Source organism: Streptomyces sp. NPDC005438 (assembly GCF_040606315.1).
GTDB lineage: Bacteria > Actinomycetota > Actinomycetes > Streptomycetales > Streptomycetaceae > Streptomyces.
The window spans coordinates 416393-432114 of sequence record NZ_JBEXEP010000005.1; the positions used below are offsets into that span (position 1 = coordinate 416393).

At 72.4% G+C, this 15722-nt stretch carries 18 protein-coding genes; 4 read left to right on the top strand and 14 right to left on the bottom strand.

Annotated features, from left to right (window positions below):
• Positions 1-76: 76 nt before the first annotated feature.
• The 5 genes from ABZT14_RS14050 to ABZT14_RS14070 all read right to left on the bottom strand — a co-directional run bounded on the left by ABZT14_RS14050 (position 77) and on the right by ABZT14_RS14070 (position 4454).
• Positions 77-1360, bottom strand: coding sequence for an MFS transporter (locus ABZT14_RS14050; protein ID WP_356301099.1), 1284 nt, complete (start codon positions 1358-1360; stop codon positions 77-79).
• 331 nt (positions 1361-1691) lie between these two features.
• Positions 1692-1997, bottom strand: a complete 306-nt coding sequence (locus ABZT14_RS14055; protein WP_356301103.1) for a hypothetical protein — start codon at positions 1995-1997, stop codon at positions 1692-1694.
• 213 nt (positions 1998-2210) lie between these two features.
• Positions 2211-2783, bottom strand: a complete 573-nt coding sequence (locus tag ABZT14_RS14060) for a hypothetical protein (RefSeq protein ID WP_356301106.1) — start codon at positions 2781-2783, stop codon at positions 2211-2213.
• Positions 2780-3145 (bottom strand): PadR family transcriptional regulator, encoded by a 366-nt coding sequence (locus ABZT14_RS14065; protein WP_356301109.1) that lies wholly within the window; start codon positions 3143-3145, stop codon positions 2780-2782. Before ABZT14_RS14065 ends, ABZT14_RS14060 begins: the two co-directional genes overlap by 4 nt.
• A gap of 334 nt (positions 3146-3479) precedes the next feature.
• Complete coding sequence (locus tag ABZT14_RS14070) at positions 3480-4454, bottom strand: TetR/AcrR family transcriptional regulator C-terminal domain-containing protein (protein ID WP_356301112.1); 975 nt, start codon at positions 4452-4454, stop codon at positions 3480-3482.
• 189 nt (positions 4455-4643) lie between these two features.
• On the opposite strand from ABZT14_RS14070, the gene ABZT14_RS14075 reads away from it, so the two are divergent.
• Genes ABZT14_RS14075 through ABZT14_RS14085 form a run of 3 tightly spaced genes read left to right on the top strand, consistent with a single transcriptional unit; the run spans position 4644 to position 7437 of the window.
• Positions 4644-5888: an FAD-dependent monooxygenase gene (locus ABZT14_RS14075; protein WP_356301115.1), complete on the top strand. Its 1245-nt coding sequence runs from the start codon at positions 4644-4646 to the stop codon at positions 5886-5888.
• 11 nt (positions 5889-5899) lie between these two features.
• Complete coding sequence (locus ABZT14_RS14080; protein ID WP_356301118.1) at positions 5900-6352, top strand: VOC family protein; 453 nt, start codon at positions 5900-5902, stop codon at positions 6350-6352.
• 23 nt (positions 6353-6375) lie between these two features.
• On the top strand, positions 6376-7437 hold the full coding sequence (locus ABZT14_RS14085) for a hypothetical protein (RefSeq protein ID WP_356301121.1): 1062 nt from the start codon (positions 6376-6378) through the stop codon (positions 7435-7437).
• 127 nt (positions 7438-7564) lie between these two features.
• Here ABZT14_RS14085 and ABZT14_RS14090 read toward each other — a convergent pair whose 3' ends face one another.
• The 3 genes from ABZT14_RS14090 to ABZT14_RS14100 form a co-directional block, all read right to left on the bottom strand.
• Entirely contained in the window at positions 7565-8734 is a 1170-nt protein-coding gene (locus tag ABZT14_RS14090) for a family 43 glycosylhydrolase (RefSeq protein ID WP_356301124.1), read from the bottom strand.
• A 442-nt stretch (positions 8735-9176) separates the two neighbouring features.
• Entirely contained in the window at positions 9177-10076 is a 900-nt protein-coding gene (locus ABZT14_RS14095; RefSeq protein ID WP_356301127.1) for a virginiamycin B lyase, read from the bottom strand.
• A gap of 184 nt (positions 10077-10260) precedes the next feature.
• Complete coding sequence (locus ABZT14_RS14100) at positions 10261-10824, bottom strand: FABP family protein (protein ID WP_356301130.1); 564 nt, start codon at positions 10822-10824, stop codon at positions 10261-10263.
• A 321-nt stretch (positions 10825-11145) separates the two neighbouring features.
• On the opposite strand from ABZT14_RS14100, the gene ABZT14_RS14105 reads away from it, so the two are divergent.
• Complete coding sequence (locus ABZT14_RS14105) at positions 11146-11514, top strand: DsrE family protein (protein ID WP_356301132.1); 369 nt, start codon at positions 11146-11148, stop codon at positions 11512-11514.
• Between the two features lie 167 nt (positions 11515-11681).
• On the opposite strand, the gene ABZT14_RS14110 is transcribed toward ABZT14_RS14105, so the two are convergent.
• The 6 genes from ABZT14_RS14110 to ABZT14_RS14135 form a co-directional block, all read right to left on the bottom strand.
• On the bottom strand, positions 11682-11969 hold the full coding sequence (locus ABZT14_RS14110) for a DUF1416 domain-containing protein (RefSeq protein ID WP_356301135.1): 288 nt from the start codon (positions 11967-11969) through the stop codon (positions 11682-11684).
• 79 nt (positions 11970-12048) lie between these two features.
• Complete coding sequence (locus ABZT14_RS14115) at positions 12049-12888, bottom strand: sulfurtransferase (RefSeq protein ID WP_356301138.1); 840 nt, start codon at positions 12886-12888, stop codon at positions 12049-12051.
• 241 nt (positions 12889-13129) lie between these two features.
• The gene (locus ABZT14_RS14120; RefSeq protein WP_356301276.1) at positions 13130-13213 is read right to left on the bottom strand and encodes a putative leader peptide; all 84 of its coding nucleotides are present in this window, start codon (positions 13211-13213) and stop codon (positions 13130-13132) included.
• A 196-nt stretch (positions 13214-13409) separates the two neighbouring features.
• Positions 13410-14114: a DUF2993 domain-containing protein gene (locus ABZT14_RS14125; protein WP_356301141.1), complete on the bottom strand. Its 705-nt coding sequence runs from the start codon at positions 14112-14114 to the stop codon at positions 13410-13412.
• 193 nt (positions 14115-14307) lie between these two features.
• Positions 14308-15105 (bottom strand): hypothetical protein, encoded by a 798-nt coding sequence (locus ABZT14_RS14130; RefSeq protein ID WP_356301144.1) that lies wholly within the window; start codon positions 15103-15105, stop codon positions 14308-14310.
• A 77-nt stretch (positions 15106-15182) separates the two neighbouring features.
• Entirely contained in the window at positions 15183-15449 is a 267-nt protein-coding gene (locus ABZT14_RS14135) for a MoaD/ThiS family protein (protein ID WP_356301147.1), read from the bottom strand.
• Positions 15450-15722: the final 273 nt, after the last annotated feature.

The window sequence follows — 15722 nt, forward strand, 5'->3', positions numbered from 1 at the left end:
CGGGTGCCGGCCGGTCGGGGTGAACGCGCGGGAGCCGGGCGGCGGTTGTCCCGGCCACCGCCGGTGGGCCCGTGCCTCACGTACGGCTCTCGACGGGTTCCGGCCCGGACGCCAACCGGTCACGCCCGGGGAGGAGCCACGGGGTGGCCAGGATGAGCAGCCCCGCCACCGCCAGGGCGGTACGCGGGCTGGTGACGCCGGCCAACAGCCCCCCGAGGGCGGTGAGGGCGGCGACGGTCGCCTGCTGGCCGATCGACCAGGCGGTCAGGGTACGGGCCACCAGGTGCTGGGGTGTGTGCTGGAGCCGGTAGGTGGCCAACACCGGCCCGTACAGGCTCATGTTGACGATGATCGCCAGCTCGACGGCCATCACGGTGACCAGGCCGACGACGCCGGGCCGTACGAGGACCAGCCCGATCAGCCAGACCGCGCGCAGGGCGCCGGCGGTCCGCAACACCGCGTACTGCCCGTAGCGGTCCACCACCCGGCGGGCCAGCCGGGAACCGATGAGCCCACCGAGGCAGGGGGCGGCGAAGGCGAGACCGTACTGCCAGGGGGAGAACCCGAGTTGACGCAGCAACAGCACGGCCAGCAGTGGCTCGGTGGCCATGATCAGGCCGGCGACCAGGACCTGGTTGAGGTACAGCGCCCGCAGTCCGGGATGCCCCGTGAGGTGCCGCCAACCGTCCAGCCAGGCCCCCGCCCGGTCCGGGCCCCGGGTGCGCGGGCTCTCCTGGTTCCGCGGGGCCTCCGGGTTCTGTGGGGCCTCCGGGTTCTGCGGGTTCTCCCGGTCACGGATCGCGGTGAGGCTCAGCGCCGACAGCAGGTAGCTGAACGCGTCGGCCACCACGGTGGTGACCGGCCCGAACAGGCCGATCGCCGCCCCGCCCAGCGGTGGCCCGACCGCGATGGAGCTCCAGTTGGTCGACTCGAACCGCGCGTGGGCCACGAGCAGGTCGTCCGGTCGGACGAGGGACTTGAGGTAGGCGCCGCTGGCCGCGCCGAACGCGATCCTGGACGCGGCCACCACGACCGAGGTCACCAGCAGGTGGACGAAGCCCAGAAGCCCGAGGGCGTAGGCGACCGGGATCGTCGCCATGGCCGCGAACCGGACCAGGTCCGTCGCGATCATGACCCGGCGCTTGCGCCGGAACTCCACCCACGGGGCGAGCGGCACCGCGACCAGCGCGCCCACCGCCGGTCCGACGGCTGACAGGGCGGACACCTCGGCGGGGCTGGCGTGCACCACCAGCACCGCGATCAGTGGCAGGGCCCCGAAGCCCAGGCCGGACCCGTAGGCGCTGACCGCGTACGCCGCCCACAGCCAGCCGAACTCCCGCCCCAACCGTTCGCGCGCCAACCGTCTCCTCCCACCGCCCGGGGCGTCGGGGGCCCCCGCCCGCCCCCGGGCCGGCCCACCGTGTCCACCGCGTATCGGGGGCGCCCTCGCACGGTGGCACAACGGCGAGGGGAGCCGGCCCGTTTCCGGCCATCCCGCCGTCAGCGCCCTGTCAGCGCCCCGTTCCTCGGGGCCAGGCTTCCGCCACCGGTGGGTCCGGCCCGTTTGCCCGGCCGGAAGCGCGGTCACCGAGGGGTGAGTTCGGGCCGACGGGGGTGCGGTCAGCGGTACGGGTTCGGCGTCACGCGCGACGGCCGTACCCGGGGTCCGACCTTCGACCGTGTCGTGGACCTCAGCGTGAGCGCCTCATCCGCCACGCCAACGCGGCGGCACCCAGCAGGATCCCGTTCCACACCAGTGCGGCGCAGAGCGCGGCGAGGGGGAGGATGACCACCCCGTACTGCATCTCGCTCCACAGCGGGGCGAGGCTGAGCACGGCCAGCCCCAGGGTGCCGGTGCCGGCGACCAGGCGCAGCACCGAGGCGACTGTTCCGGGGCTTCGTGTGCGCAGTGCCCGCACCGCGCCCAGCAGGAGGCCGGTACCCGTGGTGGCCAGGACAGCCGTCGGTACCAAAGCGAGAAGCAGCGCCCACCACACGGTCCCTTCCCCCCTTCCCCCGTACCGTTCGCCAACTCCGTACAGCCGGCCCCGCCAGGACGGGCACGCGAGCATACCGACGGGTGGCGTCCGGTGGCGAAGTCCGCCGCTCCTACGGGCCGCTGCCCGGAATCTGACGACCCGTCATGCCTGCGGTCACCGCGCCTGGCCCGGCGGCACCGTCCCACCGGAACCCGGGAGGTGGTCGTCCGGTCAGGGGGTCTCCGTTCGCAGGCGGGCGGTGTCCCGGCCCAGCCGGACCGCGGCGGCCAGCGGGATCACCGCGGAGAGCAGCAGGGCGCACAGGAGTTGGGGGGCGCCGAGGCGGCCACCGGCGGAGAACAGCGCGGCGATCCCGGGTGTCACCAGGAGGGGGGAGAACGCGCAGATGACGCCCAGGCGCCTGTTTCGCCGGGACCAGGCCGTGGAGCGCCAGATCCGCACGGCGGCGAGGACGGCCAGTACGAGGCCGACGCCGACGACCCAGAGGGGTGCCGACAGCACCAACATGCCCAGGGTCACGGCGGTACGAGCGCGGCCATCCGGCCTCGGTGGCTCGACGCCGGGCTCCTCCTCGATCGCGGCAGCGGCGATCTCCCGGGGCGTGCCGAGCCGGTCCAGGGTCTCCTGGACCGGCTCGTCGCCGCCCTCCGCCCGTACGGACTCGATGTGCTCGCGCAGGTCGGCCACCAGGTCTCGGCGCCGTGCGTCGGGCAGCGTCGCTGTCTCCCTCTCGACCGAGGAGAGGTAGGCGCGTACCAGGGGGTGGGTGGATGTCCTGCTCATGCTTCATCTCCAGGAACGAGGAAACGGTCGACGGCATCGCGAAAGCCGGGCCAGTTCCCGGCGAACCCCTCAAGGGCCTGCCGCCCCTGGTCGGTCAGCTCGTAGTACCTGCGGGACGGCCCGCTGGCCGACTCCACCAGGAACGTGTCCGCCAGGCCTGATCTGCGCAGGCGGGACAGCAGCGGGTACAGCGTTCCCTGGCTGGTGGCCATGACCGGTGAGTCCGCGAGGACTTCCAGCAGTTCCACTCCGTAACGGGGCTGGTCACGCAGCAACGCCAGAACGCAGTACTCAAGGACGCCCTTGCGTAGCTGGCTGACGCCACGGTTCGCGTGTTCGTTGCTTGCTTTGCCAGCTACCATGCAATGCATAGTACATGCGGGAAGGTGGACCGGTCCCGATCGGCCGGCCACCCGCCTTGGTCAACACCCGGCATCCGAGGGGTACTTGGGGCTCGTCGGACACCGTTGACCGGGCCGTAGGTCCTCGGCGAGGACGTGCCACGGCTCTCGGGCCACGACGGGAAGGTCGGGAAGTTCCCCCGCGAGAGCGCGGGTTCGTCGTACCGCACGGCCCGAGCGCTCATGGACAGGCGAGCGGGAGGCGAGCGAGCGGCCACAGCAAGAGGGGTCCCGCCCTTGTACGGACGACGGGTGGCGCCCGGCGGGAGTGTGCCGGGGCCGCCCAACGGCCCGCCTACGTCGGGTCGTTGGCCTCCTGGGTCCGGTCGCCGACCAGGACGGCGAAGCCGTCGAGGTGGCGGGCGAGGCCGTACTCGAACAGGGCGTCCAGGTCGGGGGCGGCGTCGTCGGAAAGGGCCGCCAACAGGGGGAACCGTCCGCTGGCGAGGAGTTGCCGGCGCTGGGGGCGCTGGGAGTCCGACCAGCGGTTCAGGGACAGTCCGGTGTCGCGCTCGGCCCGGGCCTCGTCGGCCTTGGACAGCCCGATGGTGACGACGAACGCGTGCAGGGTGAGCGCCTCCTGGAGGCGGACGTCCATGGGGAGGTCGAGCCCGTCCAGGGCCCGCAGCGTCCACTCGGTGTGCGCCAGCATGGTGGGGGCCAGTACGGGGCGGGTGAACGAGATGACGTGCGGCAACCACAGGTGCCGCCGGGTGAGCCGCCAGTGCTGACGGGCGACCAGTTCGAGCTTGGCGCGCCACCCCCGTGGACCGTCCTCGGGCAGGGTGACGTCGCCGAAGACCAGGTCGGCCATCTGCGCCAACAGGTCGTCCTTGCCGGTGACGTACCGGTACAGGGACATCGGCCCCAGGTCGAGTTCGGCCGCCAGTCGGCGCATGGTCAGTGCCGGGAGCCCTTCGGTGTCGGCGAGTTCGACGGCGGTGCGCAGGACGTGCGGCCGTAGCGCCTCCTGGTCCGGGGGCCCGGCCGCGCGGGCTCCCGTGGCGGTGCGGTGGGCCGGGGAGGTCCGTTCGCCGCCGGCCCGGGGGCTGACCACGGTGCCGGAGCCGACCCGGGCCTCCACGAGCCCCTCCGCGCGCAGGACGGCCGTCACCTTGGTCGCGGTCGCGATGGCCACCCCCCACCGCTGGGAGATGGCCCGGATGGACGGGACCCGGTCACCGGGGCGGAGTTCGCCGCTGGCGATCCGGGACCGGATCTCGGCCGCGATCACGCGGTAGGGCGGCTCGGTGTTCTGCGCTGACGGCACGGTTCCCCTCCGCTGGCCTGGGTTGGGAGGTCAGCATGTCAGATGGCAGTGAACTAGTGCACTGTGCTGGGAGAACTAGTGCACTATGCCCTTGATTCCCCTGTTCAACCGTCCAGTTGAGTCCATACGTTGTACGAGCAGTGACGCCGGGAGACGGCGTATCGACGTAGGTGAAGGACGGACGGACGTATGGAGAATCGGGACATCCTGGTGTCGGGGGGTGGTATCGCCGGGGCGACCCTGGCGTACTGGCTACGCCGGTACGGGTTCCGGCCGACGGTGGTGGAACGCGCGCCCGCGCCCCGTACCGGAGGCCACGCGGTCGACATCCGTGGCACCGCGCGCCAGGTGATCGAACGCATGGGGCTGGTCGCGGAGGTCCGGGCCGCGCGCACCAGTGCCCGGGGCATGGCCTTCGTCGACGCCACCAGCAGGCACGTGGCGCGCATGGGCCTCGACACCTTCGGGCCCTCGGGCGGCCCCGTCGCCGAGTGGACCCTCCTGCGTACCGACCTGGCCCGGGTCCTCTACGAGGCGGTCCGCGAGGACGTCGAGTACGTCTTCGACAACGCCGTCACCGAGGTCGATCAGGACGAGGACGGGGTCACCGTCGCGTTCGAGCGGGGCGCGCCCCGGCGGTTCGACCTGCTGGTGGGCGCGGACGGGGTGCGGTCGGCCGTACGACGGCTGACCTTCGGCCCGGAGGACCGCTACGTCCGTGACCTCGACTCCTTCATCGCCCTGTTCTCCCTGGACTGGGAAGCCGACCTGGACGGCTGGCAGTTGATGTACACCGTCCCCGGTCGGCAGGGCAGGTCGGGGAGGACGGCGGCGCTCCGGCCGCTGGCCGACCCGGGCAGGGCGCTCGCCGGCTTCTTCTTCCGCGCGCCTGGGCTCCGCTTCGACCGGGGCGACGTGCTGGCGCAGAAGCGCGAGGTCGCCAGCCGTTTCGAGAACTCCGGCTGGGAGGTCCCGGGGCTGCTGGAGAGGATCTGGGACGCGGACGACTTCTACTTCGACCGGGTCGAGCAGGTCCACCTCGACCGCTGGTCGACCGGCCGGACCGTACTGGTGGGGGACGCCGCCTACTGCGCCTCACCCATGTCCGGTATCGGCACCAGCCTCGCCCTGGTCGGCGCCTACGTCCTCGCCGGCGAACTGTTCCGGGCCGGCGGCGACCACCGGGTGGCCCACGCCGCCTACGAGTCCGGGATGCGCGAATTCGCCCACCGGGCGCAGGAGTTCGCCCGTACCTCCGGCGACGGCGGCCTGATGCCGGACTCCTCCGTACAGATGTGGCTGCGCAACCAGTCGGTACGCGTCCTGCCGCACCTGCCCAGACGTCTCGTCGGCCGAGGGCTGGAGAAGGTGGCCGACACCGTCACCCTCGACGACTACGCCGGCCCGACACCTCACCACACCCACCATCCGTAAGGGAGAACACCATGCGTACCAGCACCTTTCTGTGGCTCGACGGCCAGGCCGAGGCACTGGCGGCCCACTACACGGCGCTGTTCGACGACTCCGAGATCCGCGACGTCCAGCGGGACCCCGAAGGCCGCGTCACCACCGTCGAGTTCACCCTGGGCGACCAGCGGCTGGTCGCCTACAACGGCGGACCGCGGTACCCCCTGACCCCGGGCGTCTCCCTGTACGTGGAGTGCGACACCCAGCGGGAACTGGACCGGCTCTGGGAGGGCCTGACCGACGGGGGCAAGGAGGGGCCGGGCGGCTCCCTGGTCGACCGGTTCGGCGTGACCTGGCAGATCCTGCCCGGCAACCTCAAGGAACTGGTCCGGGAGAGCGCCCCGGAGGCGGCCGAACGCGTCCTGAACGCCCTGCACGCCATGACCAGGATCGACATCCAGGCGCTGGTCGACGCCCACGACCAGCGGTGAGCACGGACGGAAAGCACCCTCCCATGAACCCCCAACCCCCCACCGCCACGCGCCCGCGTCCGGGGACCTCCCGGGTCGCGCACCACCGGCTGCGCGCCGCCTGGGCCCTGGTCCTGCTGACGACCCTGTGCGCGGAGTTGACGTTCACCGCCGTCGCCGTCCCCTCCACCTGGGTACTGCTCCCCCTGCTGCTGGTGATGTACGGCGCGGGCGTACTGCTGGTACGGGAACTGGTCGTCCGGGCGGGCACCGGATGGCCCGGCCTGGTCGTGCTCGGCGTGGCCTACCAGGTGGCCGAGGACGGACTCGGGCTCCAGGCACTGAACAGCCCGGACATGTACGGCGCCGCCGACTGGGGGCTCCGCTCCCTCGGCGTCAACTGGAGCTACTGGGAATCCCAGATCGGCGTACACCTGGTGCTCAGCGTGCTGTTGCCGGTCATGATCGCCGACCTGCTCTTCCCCGCCCTGCGCGGCAGGAGCTACCTGCGTACCGGCGGTCTGGTCGTGACCGGGGCCCTGGCGGTGGTCGGCGTCCTCGGGCTGCGGGCCGTCGTCTCGGCCACCGAGGACCCCGGTTACCACACCCCCTGGGGGTGGACCGTCGGCTACCTGGTGCTGATCGCGCTGCTGGGCTGGGTGGCCCTGCGGGTACTGCCACGCCGCAGGTCGCCGGTGGGGGTGCGACAGGATCGCCAGGCTCCCCGTCCCGGGGTGGTCGGCTTCGTGTCGATGTACCTGACCATGGCCTTCCTCACCACGTTGCTGCCGCTCGGTCTGGGATCGGACCTGCTGTTCGGCGACGCGATGTCACCGCAGTTCCGACTGGTCGCGGCGGCGATGACCGCGATCCCCTTCGGCTGGGTGGTGCTGCGCTGGCGGAGCGCGGCCAACTGGTCCCACAGCCACCGGATGTGGCTGATCGGGGGCGTCCTCGTCTCCCACACGGTGTTCATGATGCCCGCCTCGCTGGTCAGCGCGGCGATCGGGCTGGTCACCCTCGGTCTGGAACTGGTCCTGGTCCGGGCCCTCGGGCGCCACATCCGGGGGCGCGAGACCGCACCGGCCCCGCTCGGGGCCGGGTGAGACGGGGGGAGAGGAACCGGCCCGGACGCCGTTGACGTCCCGGTCGGTTCCTCCGGGGGGAGCGGGGCCCAGGCCGGACGTGTCCGGCCTGGGCCCCCTGCTGTCGTCCTGCCCCGGGGCGACGCGGCTAGCTGATCTTGTATCCGCTGGACGTGCGCTTGAGGACTCCCGTCATGGGACGGCGCAGCTTGCCGTCCCACCAGTGCCACACCACCCGGTGGCTGCCGTCGGCGGCGGTGAAGACGTCGATGCCGGCGGCGCCCTTGTGGTTCTTCGGCAGGCCCCGGTACGGGTTGAGCCCGGTGCTGCCGGTGAAGCCGAAGTAGGGGCGCTTGGCGCCCTGACGGGCCGGCTTGCAACGTGACGCGGGCAGCGGGGACTTGCCGCAGGTGGCGATGCCGGTGGAGTACCGGGGGCTGTCCCACCGGTTGCCGGAGAACATCAGGTACCAGCGCCCGTTGGAGGCCCGCCACATCGCCGGGTTCTCCACGATGTGCGGGCGACCCGGGTTCTTCTTGCTGTCCCACTTGATGTCCGTGCTCTTGAGGACGTCACGGCGGGTCTTCCACACGGCCCGGCCCTTCTTGTCCGTGCGCACGGTGGAGATGCCGGTCTCGGCACCGGAGGCGATGGCGTCGTCCCGGTAGGTCACGTACAGGGACTTGCCGCTAACGAAGGGGTTGGCGTCGATGGCCCATCGACCGGCCGGCGGGCAGGCCCAGACGCCGACGCTGCGGAACGGCCCGCGTGTGGTGCTGGACACCGCCCGGCCGATGCACTTCTGCTTCGTCCCCTTGCGGCTGGCCGTGTAGAACATCAGGTACTGGCCGCCGAAGTGGACCACGCCCGGCGCCCAGATGCTGCTGGTCGAACTCGCCCACTTGCCCGGGCCGCCCGGCAGGGCGTCGTCCGAGGCGCAGTTGGTCATGCCGACCGAGTTGCCCGAACCGTGCACCATGACCGGCACGTTGAGCTTGCCCTTGGCGCCGTCGCACCGCTTGCCCCGGCCGGCCGGAACCGTGGTGCCGTAGGTGACGTACTTGCCGTTCTTGGCGCGTACGGTGTCGGGGTCCGCCAGCGGGAAGCTGGACTCCTCGGCCCTGGTCGACAGCGCCTGGCCGTCCTTTCCCTTCCCGCCCGGTTTCCCGCCCGGTGAGGACGGTACGGCCGAACCGTTGGCCGCGTTGATGCCCGCGCCGATCGCCAGGGCGGTGACCGCCGCGACCACCACCGCTCCGTGACGGCGGGTCAGAACACGCTTCCGGCCGCTCCCGCGCCTGCTCGATCCCTCGTCCATGCGCTCCCCCTGTAGCCGACGACATGCGGGCGTTGGACCGTATTGGACGGTGCGGAAAAGGGACGAGTCAACGGGTGGGTCAGTGCCCCGTGCCGGCCGTCCGGGCGCCGTACCAGGGGTCCATGGACCGTGGTCACCCCGCCCACCGGGAGTTCTCCCCCGGCCACGGAGGTCACTGGCTCGTTCCGCCCGACCAGGGCGTGCGGAAAATCCCCATGGCGGAACCGTGGAATCCGGCTTGGCCTTTCACGATCTCGGGGGCTTTCTCCTGACGCCAGGGCGCCAGGGCGACCGTGGTCATGGTGAGGTACGGGGCCGGGCCGGGCCCCTTGGCCGCGGTCCGGGCGTCCCGGCGCGAGGCCACGGTGCCGGCCCCGGTCTGCCCACCGCTCGCGCCGGTGTCCGGCCACCCGCCCCCGACACCGCGCGAAGAGCCCCCGGGTCAGGGCGCCAACCGGGCCAGGGTGCCGGTCTCCTGGGCGGCCCAGAGGGCACCGTCGGGGCCGAGGGCGATGCCGTGCGGTTCGGAGGCGGGGGTGGGCAAGGGGTGGCCGGTGACGTGGCCGTCGGCGTCGATGTGGCCGATCCGGTTGGCGCCCCACTCGGTGAACCAGCACTGACCTGGGGCGGAGGCGACGATGGCGTGGGGGCGGGCCGTACGGTCGGGGAGGGGGAACTCCTCGATCCGGCCGTCCACCGAGACGCGGCCGATCTGTCCCGCGCCGATCTCCACGAACCACAGGTGTTCCCCGTCGGAGGTGATGCCGACCGGGGCGGCGTCCTCGGTGGGCAGGGGGTGCAGCCGGACCTCGCCGGTGGTGGTGATCCGCCCGACGGCGTTGCCCTGGTTGAGGGTGAACCACAGCGCGCCGTCCGGGCCGGCGGTGATCACCGAGGGGAAACCGCCCTCCACCGGCAGCGGGAACTCCTCGAACTCCCCGTCGACGGTGACCCGTCCGACGAGGTCGGCGTTCATCGCCGCGTACCACAGGGCACCGTCGGGGCCGGAGGTGATGCCGAACGGGCCGGCGCCCGGCGTGGGTACCGGGAAACTCGTGGTCTCACCCTCGACCGTCATCCGCCCCACCCGGTGGTCCAGGGAGCGGGTGAACCACAGGGCGCCGTCGGGCCCGGTGGTGACCAGGGCCGGCCGGCAGTCGGACGGGCTGAGGGGGTACTCGGTCACCCGGCCGTCCACCGTGACCCGGGCCAGGGCGCCCCGGTGGGTGAGGGTGACCCACAGCGCGCCGTCCGGGCCGGCCGTGACGCCGTAGGGGCCGGCCTCCGGGTCGGCGACGGCCACCTCCCGTATCCGCCGGGGTGTTCCGCCTCGCTCGGTCACGTGTCCTCCCGTTCCTCGCGGGAGGGCTCCCGCGTTCGCGGGTCAGCCCACCGGAGAACGGCGGCCCGGGGCAACCGGGTTTTCGGCGGGTGGGTACGGGCGTACGGGCGCGCACGCACGACGCCCGCCCCTCGGCAGGGCGGGCGTCACCGTCCGGGCGGGTCCGACCGGCCCGGGGGCGGGGTTACTTGAAGAAGGCGATGCCGTCGTCGGGCAGGTCCTTGACCTCGTGGATCCACTCGCGGGGGTCGACCACCCGCTTGAGGTGGGCGGACATGTAGGGCCGCAGCTCCACCTCGGGGGTGGCCTTCTCGCCCACCCACATCAGGTCGCCGTTGACGTAGCCGTACAGCCGCTTGCCGCCGGAGTAGGGGCCGGAGGAGGGGATGCGGGCCATGGCGTCGGTGGCCAGGTCGATCTGGGGCTTCTGCTCGGCCAGTTCGCCGTGCCAGACCTCGACCACGCCCTGGTCGCGTACGGTCACGACCTCCATGCGGCGGTTCTCACCGATCCGCCAGTAGCCGGTCTCGGACTCCAGGGGGCGTGCGCGCTTGCCCTCCTCGTCCAGCACCCAGCTGTGCGAGCGGTACTCCAGGAAGTCGCGGCCGTCGTGGGTGAAGCTGACCTCCTGGCCGAAGTTGCACTTCTCGGTGCCGGGGAAGTCGGCCACCCCGGCGCCCTGCCAGTTGCCGATCAGGAAGGCCAGGGGGACCAGGTCGGGGTGAAGGTCGGACGGAATCTCGATCATGGGAACTCAGTCGCTCGGGGGAAGTCGGGCCGGGGGCTCGCGGACGGGGTGCGCGAGGGGTCGGGAAGCCGGGTGCTCAGCGCTGGCCCTGGTAGAGCTTGCTCACTGCGAGTACGGCGAAGGCCAGGGTGCCGACGGACACCAGGACCATGAGTGCGGTGAACACTGCCTCGATCACGGGGCTCTCCTTGAGCGGACTGCGTAGGGGACCGCCGCCGAGTCTAGTCGGCCCCGGAACGACCCGCGCCGTGAGGTGTGCCGCCCGGGGTACGGCCCAGGGGACGGGCGGCGACCACCGGGGGAGTGCGTAGGCTCGCGTCCATGGCGACGAAGAAGAAGCTGGTGGTCAAGGTGACGGCGGGCACGGACTCCCCGGAGCGCTGCGCGCAGGCGTTCACGGTGGCGGCGGTGGCCGCCGCCAGCGGGGTGGAGGTGTCGGTGTGGCTGACCGGGGAGTCCTCCTGGTTCGCCCTGCCGGGGCGGGCGGCCGAGTTCGAGCTGCCGCACGCGGCGCCGCTGCCCGACCTGTTGGACGGCGTCCTGGCGGCCGGCCGGATCACCCTGTGCACCCAGTGCGCGGCCCGCAGGGACATCACCGAGGACGACGTACTGGAGGGGGTGCGGATCGCCGGGGCGCAGATGTTCGTCCAGGAGGTGATGGAGGACGGCGTACAGGCCCTCGTCTACTGAGGTCTCTCCTGAGCGCGGAGCGCCTCGGGCGGGTGCCCGGGCCGAGCGCACGCGCAGGGGCCGCGCCCCCACCCGAGCTGTCCAACCCGGGGGCGCGGCCCCTGTGTTCGTGGTGCGTGGTGCCGGGGAACGGGCGCGGACCCTGGGGTCACCGCGCCCGCGCCGGGTCACACCGCGATGGCGACCTCCGCGAGACCGCCCTGTTCGGCGACGACGGTACGGTCCGCCGTGGCGCCGGGTACCAGGGCCCGCAGGGTCCAGGTGCCCTCGGCCGCGTAGAAGCGGAACTGTCCGGTGGCGGAGGTCGGGACCTCCGCCGTGAACTCGCCACTGCTGTCGAGCAGGCGCACGTAGCCGGTCACCGGCTCGCCGTCACGGGTCACCGAGCCCTGGATGGTGGTCTCACCGGGCTTGATGGTGGAGGCGTCCGGGCCGCCTGCCTGTGCTCCGCACATGCTGCTTCCTTTACGGGTCTTCGCGTACGCGGTCGGTGTCGGTCGGTGGATCTGTCGGTTCGGTCGGCTGACGGTCCGGTCAGGAGTTGGCGCCCAGCTCGATCGGCACGCCGATCAGGGAGCCGTACTCGGTCCACGAGCCGTCGTAGTTCTTCACGCTGGACTGGCCCAGCAGCTCGTGCAGCACGAACCAGGTGTGGGCCGAGCGCTCGCCGATACGGCAGTAGGCGATGGTGTCCTTGCCCAGGTCCACGCCCTCGTTCTCGTACAGCTCCTTCAGCTCCTCGTCGGACTTGAAGGTGCCGTCGTCGTTGGCGGACTTGGACCAGGGGATGTTGCGGGCCGTGGGCACGTGGCCGGGCCGCTGCGACTGCTCCTGAGGCAGGTGCGCGGGCGCGAGCAGCTTGCCGCTGAACTCGTCGGGGGAGCGCACGTCCACCAGGTTGAGGTCGCCGATGGCGGAGACCACGTCGTCGCGGTAGGCCCGGATGGAGGTGTCCTGGGGCTTGGCGCGGTACTCGGTACGCGGACGCTGCGGCACCTCGGTCGCCAGGTCGCGGGAGTCCAGCTCCCACTTCTTGCGCCCGCCGTCCAGCAGCCGGACGTCCTGGTGGCCGTAGAGCTTGAAGTACCAGTAGGCGTAGGCCGCGAACCAGTTGTTGTTGCCGCCGTAGAGGACCACCGTGTCGTCGTTGGCGACGCCCTTCTCGGACAGCAGCTTCTCGAAGCCCTCCTGGTCCACGAAGTCACGGCGCACCGGGTCCTGGAGGTCCTGCTTCCAGTCGATGCGGATGGCGTTCCTGATGTGGTTCTTGTCGTACGCCGAGGTGTCCTCGTCCACCTCGACCAGAACGACCTTGGGGTCGTCCAGGTGGTCCTGTACCCAGTCGGCGTCCACCAGGACGTCACTACGGCTCATGCGGTTCTCCTCTGAGGCTGTGCTGCTGCTGATGCGGACTGCTGCGCTTGTGGGGGCGCTTGCGGGGGCGCTCGCGGGTGGCGCCGTGCGTGCGCTGTACGGGCGTTGCGGGTGCGCTGTACGAGCAGGGCGTCGGGGCGCCCGGCTGGGCGCACGGCGCTGTGCGGCGGGGAGATGACGGCACTTGACCGGGGCGATCCGCGTGCGGCGGCTCAGTTCGTCTGCCGTTGCCCTTCGGCCGTCAGACGACGGAGCGACAGAGCATGGCGGCGACGCGGCAGAGGTCCACTGCCCGTCGCTTGGTGAGTTCCGCTTGTCGCGCCATGTGGTCGATCGTAAGGAGCCGGCCCCCCGGCTGTCATGGCGAATCCGCATGATGAGACAAGAGTGTCTGCGGTACGGGACGGGTGGGGTCGCGAGGCGGGGTCGGAGTCGGCCGGGGACCCTTTCGGCGCCCCGTTCTTCTGGGGTGCGGACCCCGTGGTCTCAGTGCGTGGGACGGCGGTGCCGGGCGGAGCCGGTCACTGGGACAGGCTGATGTCCCGCCCCGAACCGGCCACCCGTACCCCGTCCTTCGTCACCTTCGGGTCCGACAGCTCCAGCCCCTTCGGCAGCCCGCTGAGCTTCCGGCTGGTGTCGGTCCGGGACCGCACCGCCTGCTCCAGCCCCGGGATCGAGCCACCGGGCACCTTGTCGGCGCGGAACCGCACGGTGTTCTCCCCGGTGACGCTGACCTCGCTGTAGACGCTGCGCTCCACCGACCGGCCCAGCAAGCTGAGGGACACCACGACCCTCACCTGGTTCTCCCGGGCCCGCTCGGCGCCCGGGTACTCCACCCGCACCCCGTCCTCGGCGGCCTTCGACAGGTCGGCGTAGCTGAACGTGGCGCTGCCGGTGGCCCGTTCGGCGGTGGCCGAGGAGTAGTCCCCGCTGATCCGCACCGAGTGGAAGGTCGCGTCCAGCTCGCTCAGTCTCAGGTCCCGCTCGCCGGCCCGGGCGCTCATCCCGTGCAGGGTGGTCTCCACCTCGTCCAGCCGGTCCGAGGCGACCTGGGTCAGGAAGGGGAAGCCCTTGATGTCGACCTCGGCGTCCCCGCTGAGCTTCCAGCTCCGCTTGATCTCCTTGGCCACCCGGTCCTCGGCGATCCCCACCGCGACGCGGTCGGCGACCACGGCCAGTCCGGCGAGCACCGCCAGTACGACGACGAGTGTCCACACAGCGCGCATAGCGGTCGGTTCCCCCCAGGAGCGGTTGCCTACGTCGAACACCGGCACGGGCTCGCGAGCCTACGCGAACCCGGCCGACCCGGACCCGCCGTACCCCGGGAGCCCGGGCGGACCCCGACCCCACGGGCCGGGCCTCCCACGGCCGCGTCCACCCAGGAGACGTGTCGACCAGGCGAGCCAGTTCCCGGCCCGGTCAGGCCAGCCAGTTCCCGGCCAGCTGAGCGGCCACCCCACCCAGGGTCAGCGGCAGCGCCACCCCGGCGGTGAAGTGGACGAACCGGGAGGGCCAGTCGTAGCTGGCCACCCGCAGGCCCACCACGGCCGCCACCCCGACCAGCGCGGACAGCGCGGCGGCACCTCCCAGCCAGTCGTCCAGCGAGCCCACCCCCAGGCCGGCCCCGGTGGCGGCCAGTACCGACAGGACCACGGCCACCGGCTCGGGCAGCGGCAGCGAGCGCACCAGTGTCGCGGCGGCCACCGCCACCGCGCCCACCCACACCACCCGGGCCTCGGCGGCCAGCAGCCCCCCGGCGGCCACCGACAGCGCGGTGGCCGTCACCAGGGCGGTGAGCGCGTAGAGGCGCTCCTCGGGGCCGGAGTGGTTGCGCAGTTGGAGCACCAGCACCAGCAGGAACCAGCAGCCCAGCAGCCCCAGCAGGACGACCGGTCGCCGGTCGCCGTCCACCGCCAACAGCCCGACGTCCACGGCCAGTCCGCCGGCGAAGGCCAGGGCGATGCCCTGCCGCGCCGGCCACATCCCGTTGAGCCGGAACCAGCCGGCCGAGGTCAGGGCCTGGAGCAGCACCACCGGGACCACCAGCGCCGGGCGGCCCACCACCGCCCCCAGGGCCAGCAGTCCGGCCAGGACGACGGTCAGCGCGGCGGGCTGCGCCCCCGGAGCGATCAGCGGGTCACCGTCCCGGCGCGGGCCCGGGTCGGCGGGCGGCTGGGCGGTCTGCGGGCGCTCGGGTGGCAGGGGCGTGGGGCTCACTGGGGGCGGTTCCGTTCCTTCGGGCTGCGGGCTGGGCGGGCGGTGACCGGGCGAGCCCGGCCGGGGTGGTGGCTGGCTCACCGGGCGCCCCCGGCGAAGGGGGGCAGCACCTCGACGGTGCCGCCCTCGGTCAGCTCCACCGAGGCGTGGTCGCGGGTGCCCACCGGGGAGCCGTCCACCAGGAAGGAGCACCGGTCCAGCACCCGGCCGAACTCCGGGCGCCCGCCGTGCCGTTCACGTGCCGCCCGTAGTGCCTCGGCGAGGGTGGCCGCCTGGTACGGCTCCTCCGCGCGTGCGGCGGCGGCCTTGGCGGCGGCCCAGTAGCGGATGGTGCCGCTGGCCATGTTCGGTTCCCCTTCGGACGGTGTCGGCCCCCATCATGGACCCTCGCCGGTGGCCGGGGCCGCCCCGGCGTTCGGTCCCCCGCCCCGTGGCGGCAAACGGGGCGGAAGCTCCGTATCGGCGTGGGATGCCCGGAGAGCCCGGATGGCCCCACTTCGTACCGCCATCCTTGACTACCGTCCGTGTCCAGGTGGATCCCCGGGTGAGACACCTCGCATTCCGATCTTGCCCCCACCTGGGATACCCTGCTGGGCAAGCGGGATCCGGGCAGCGTC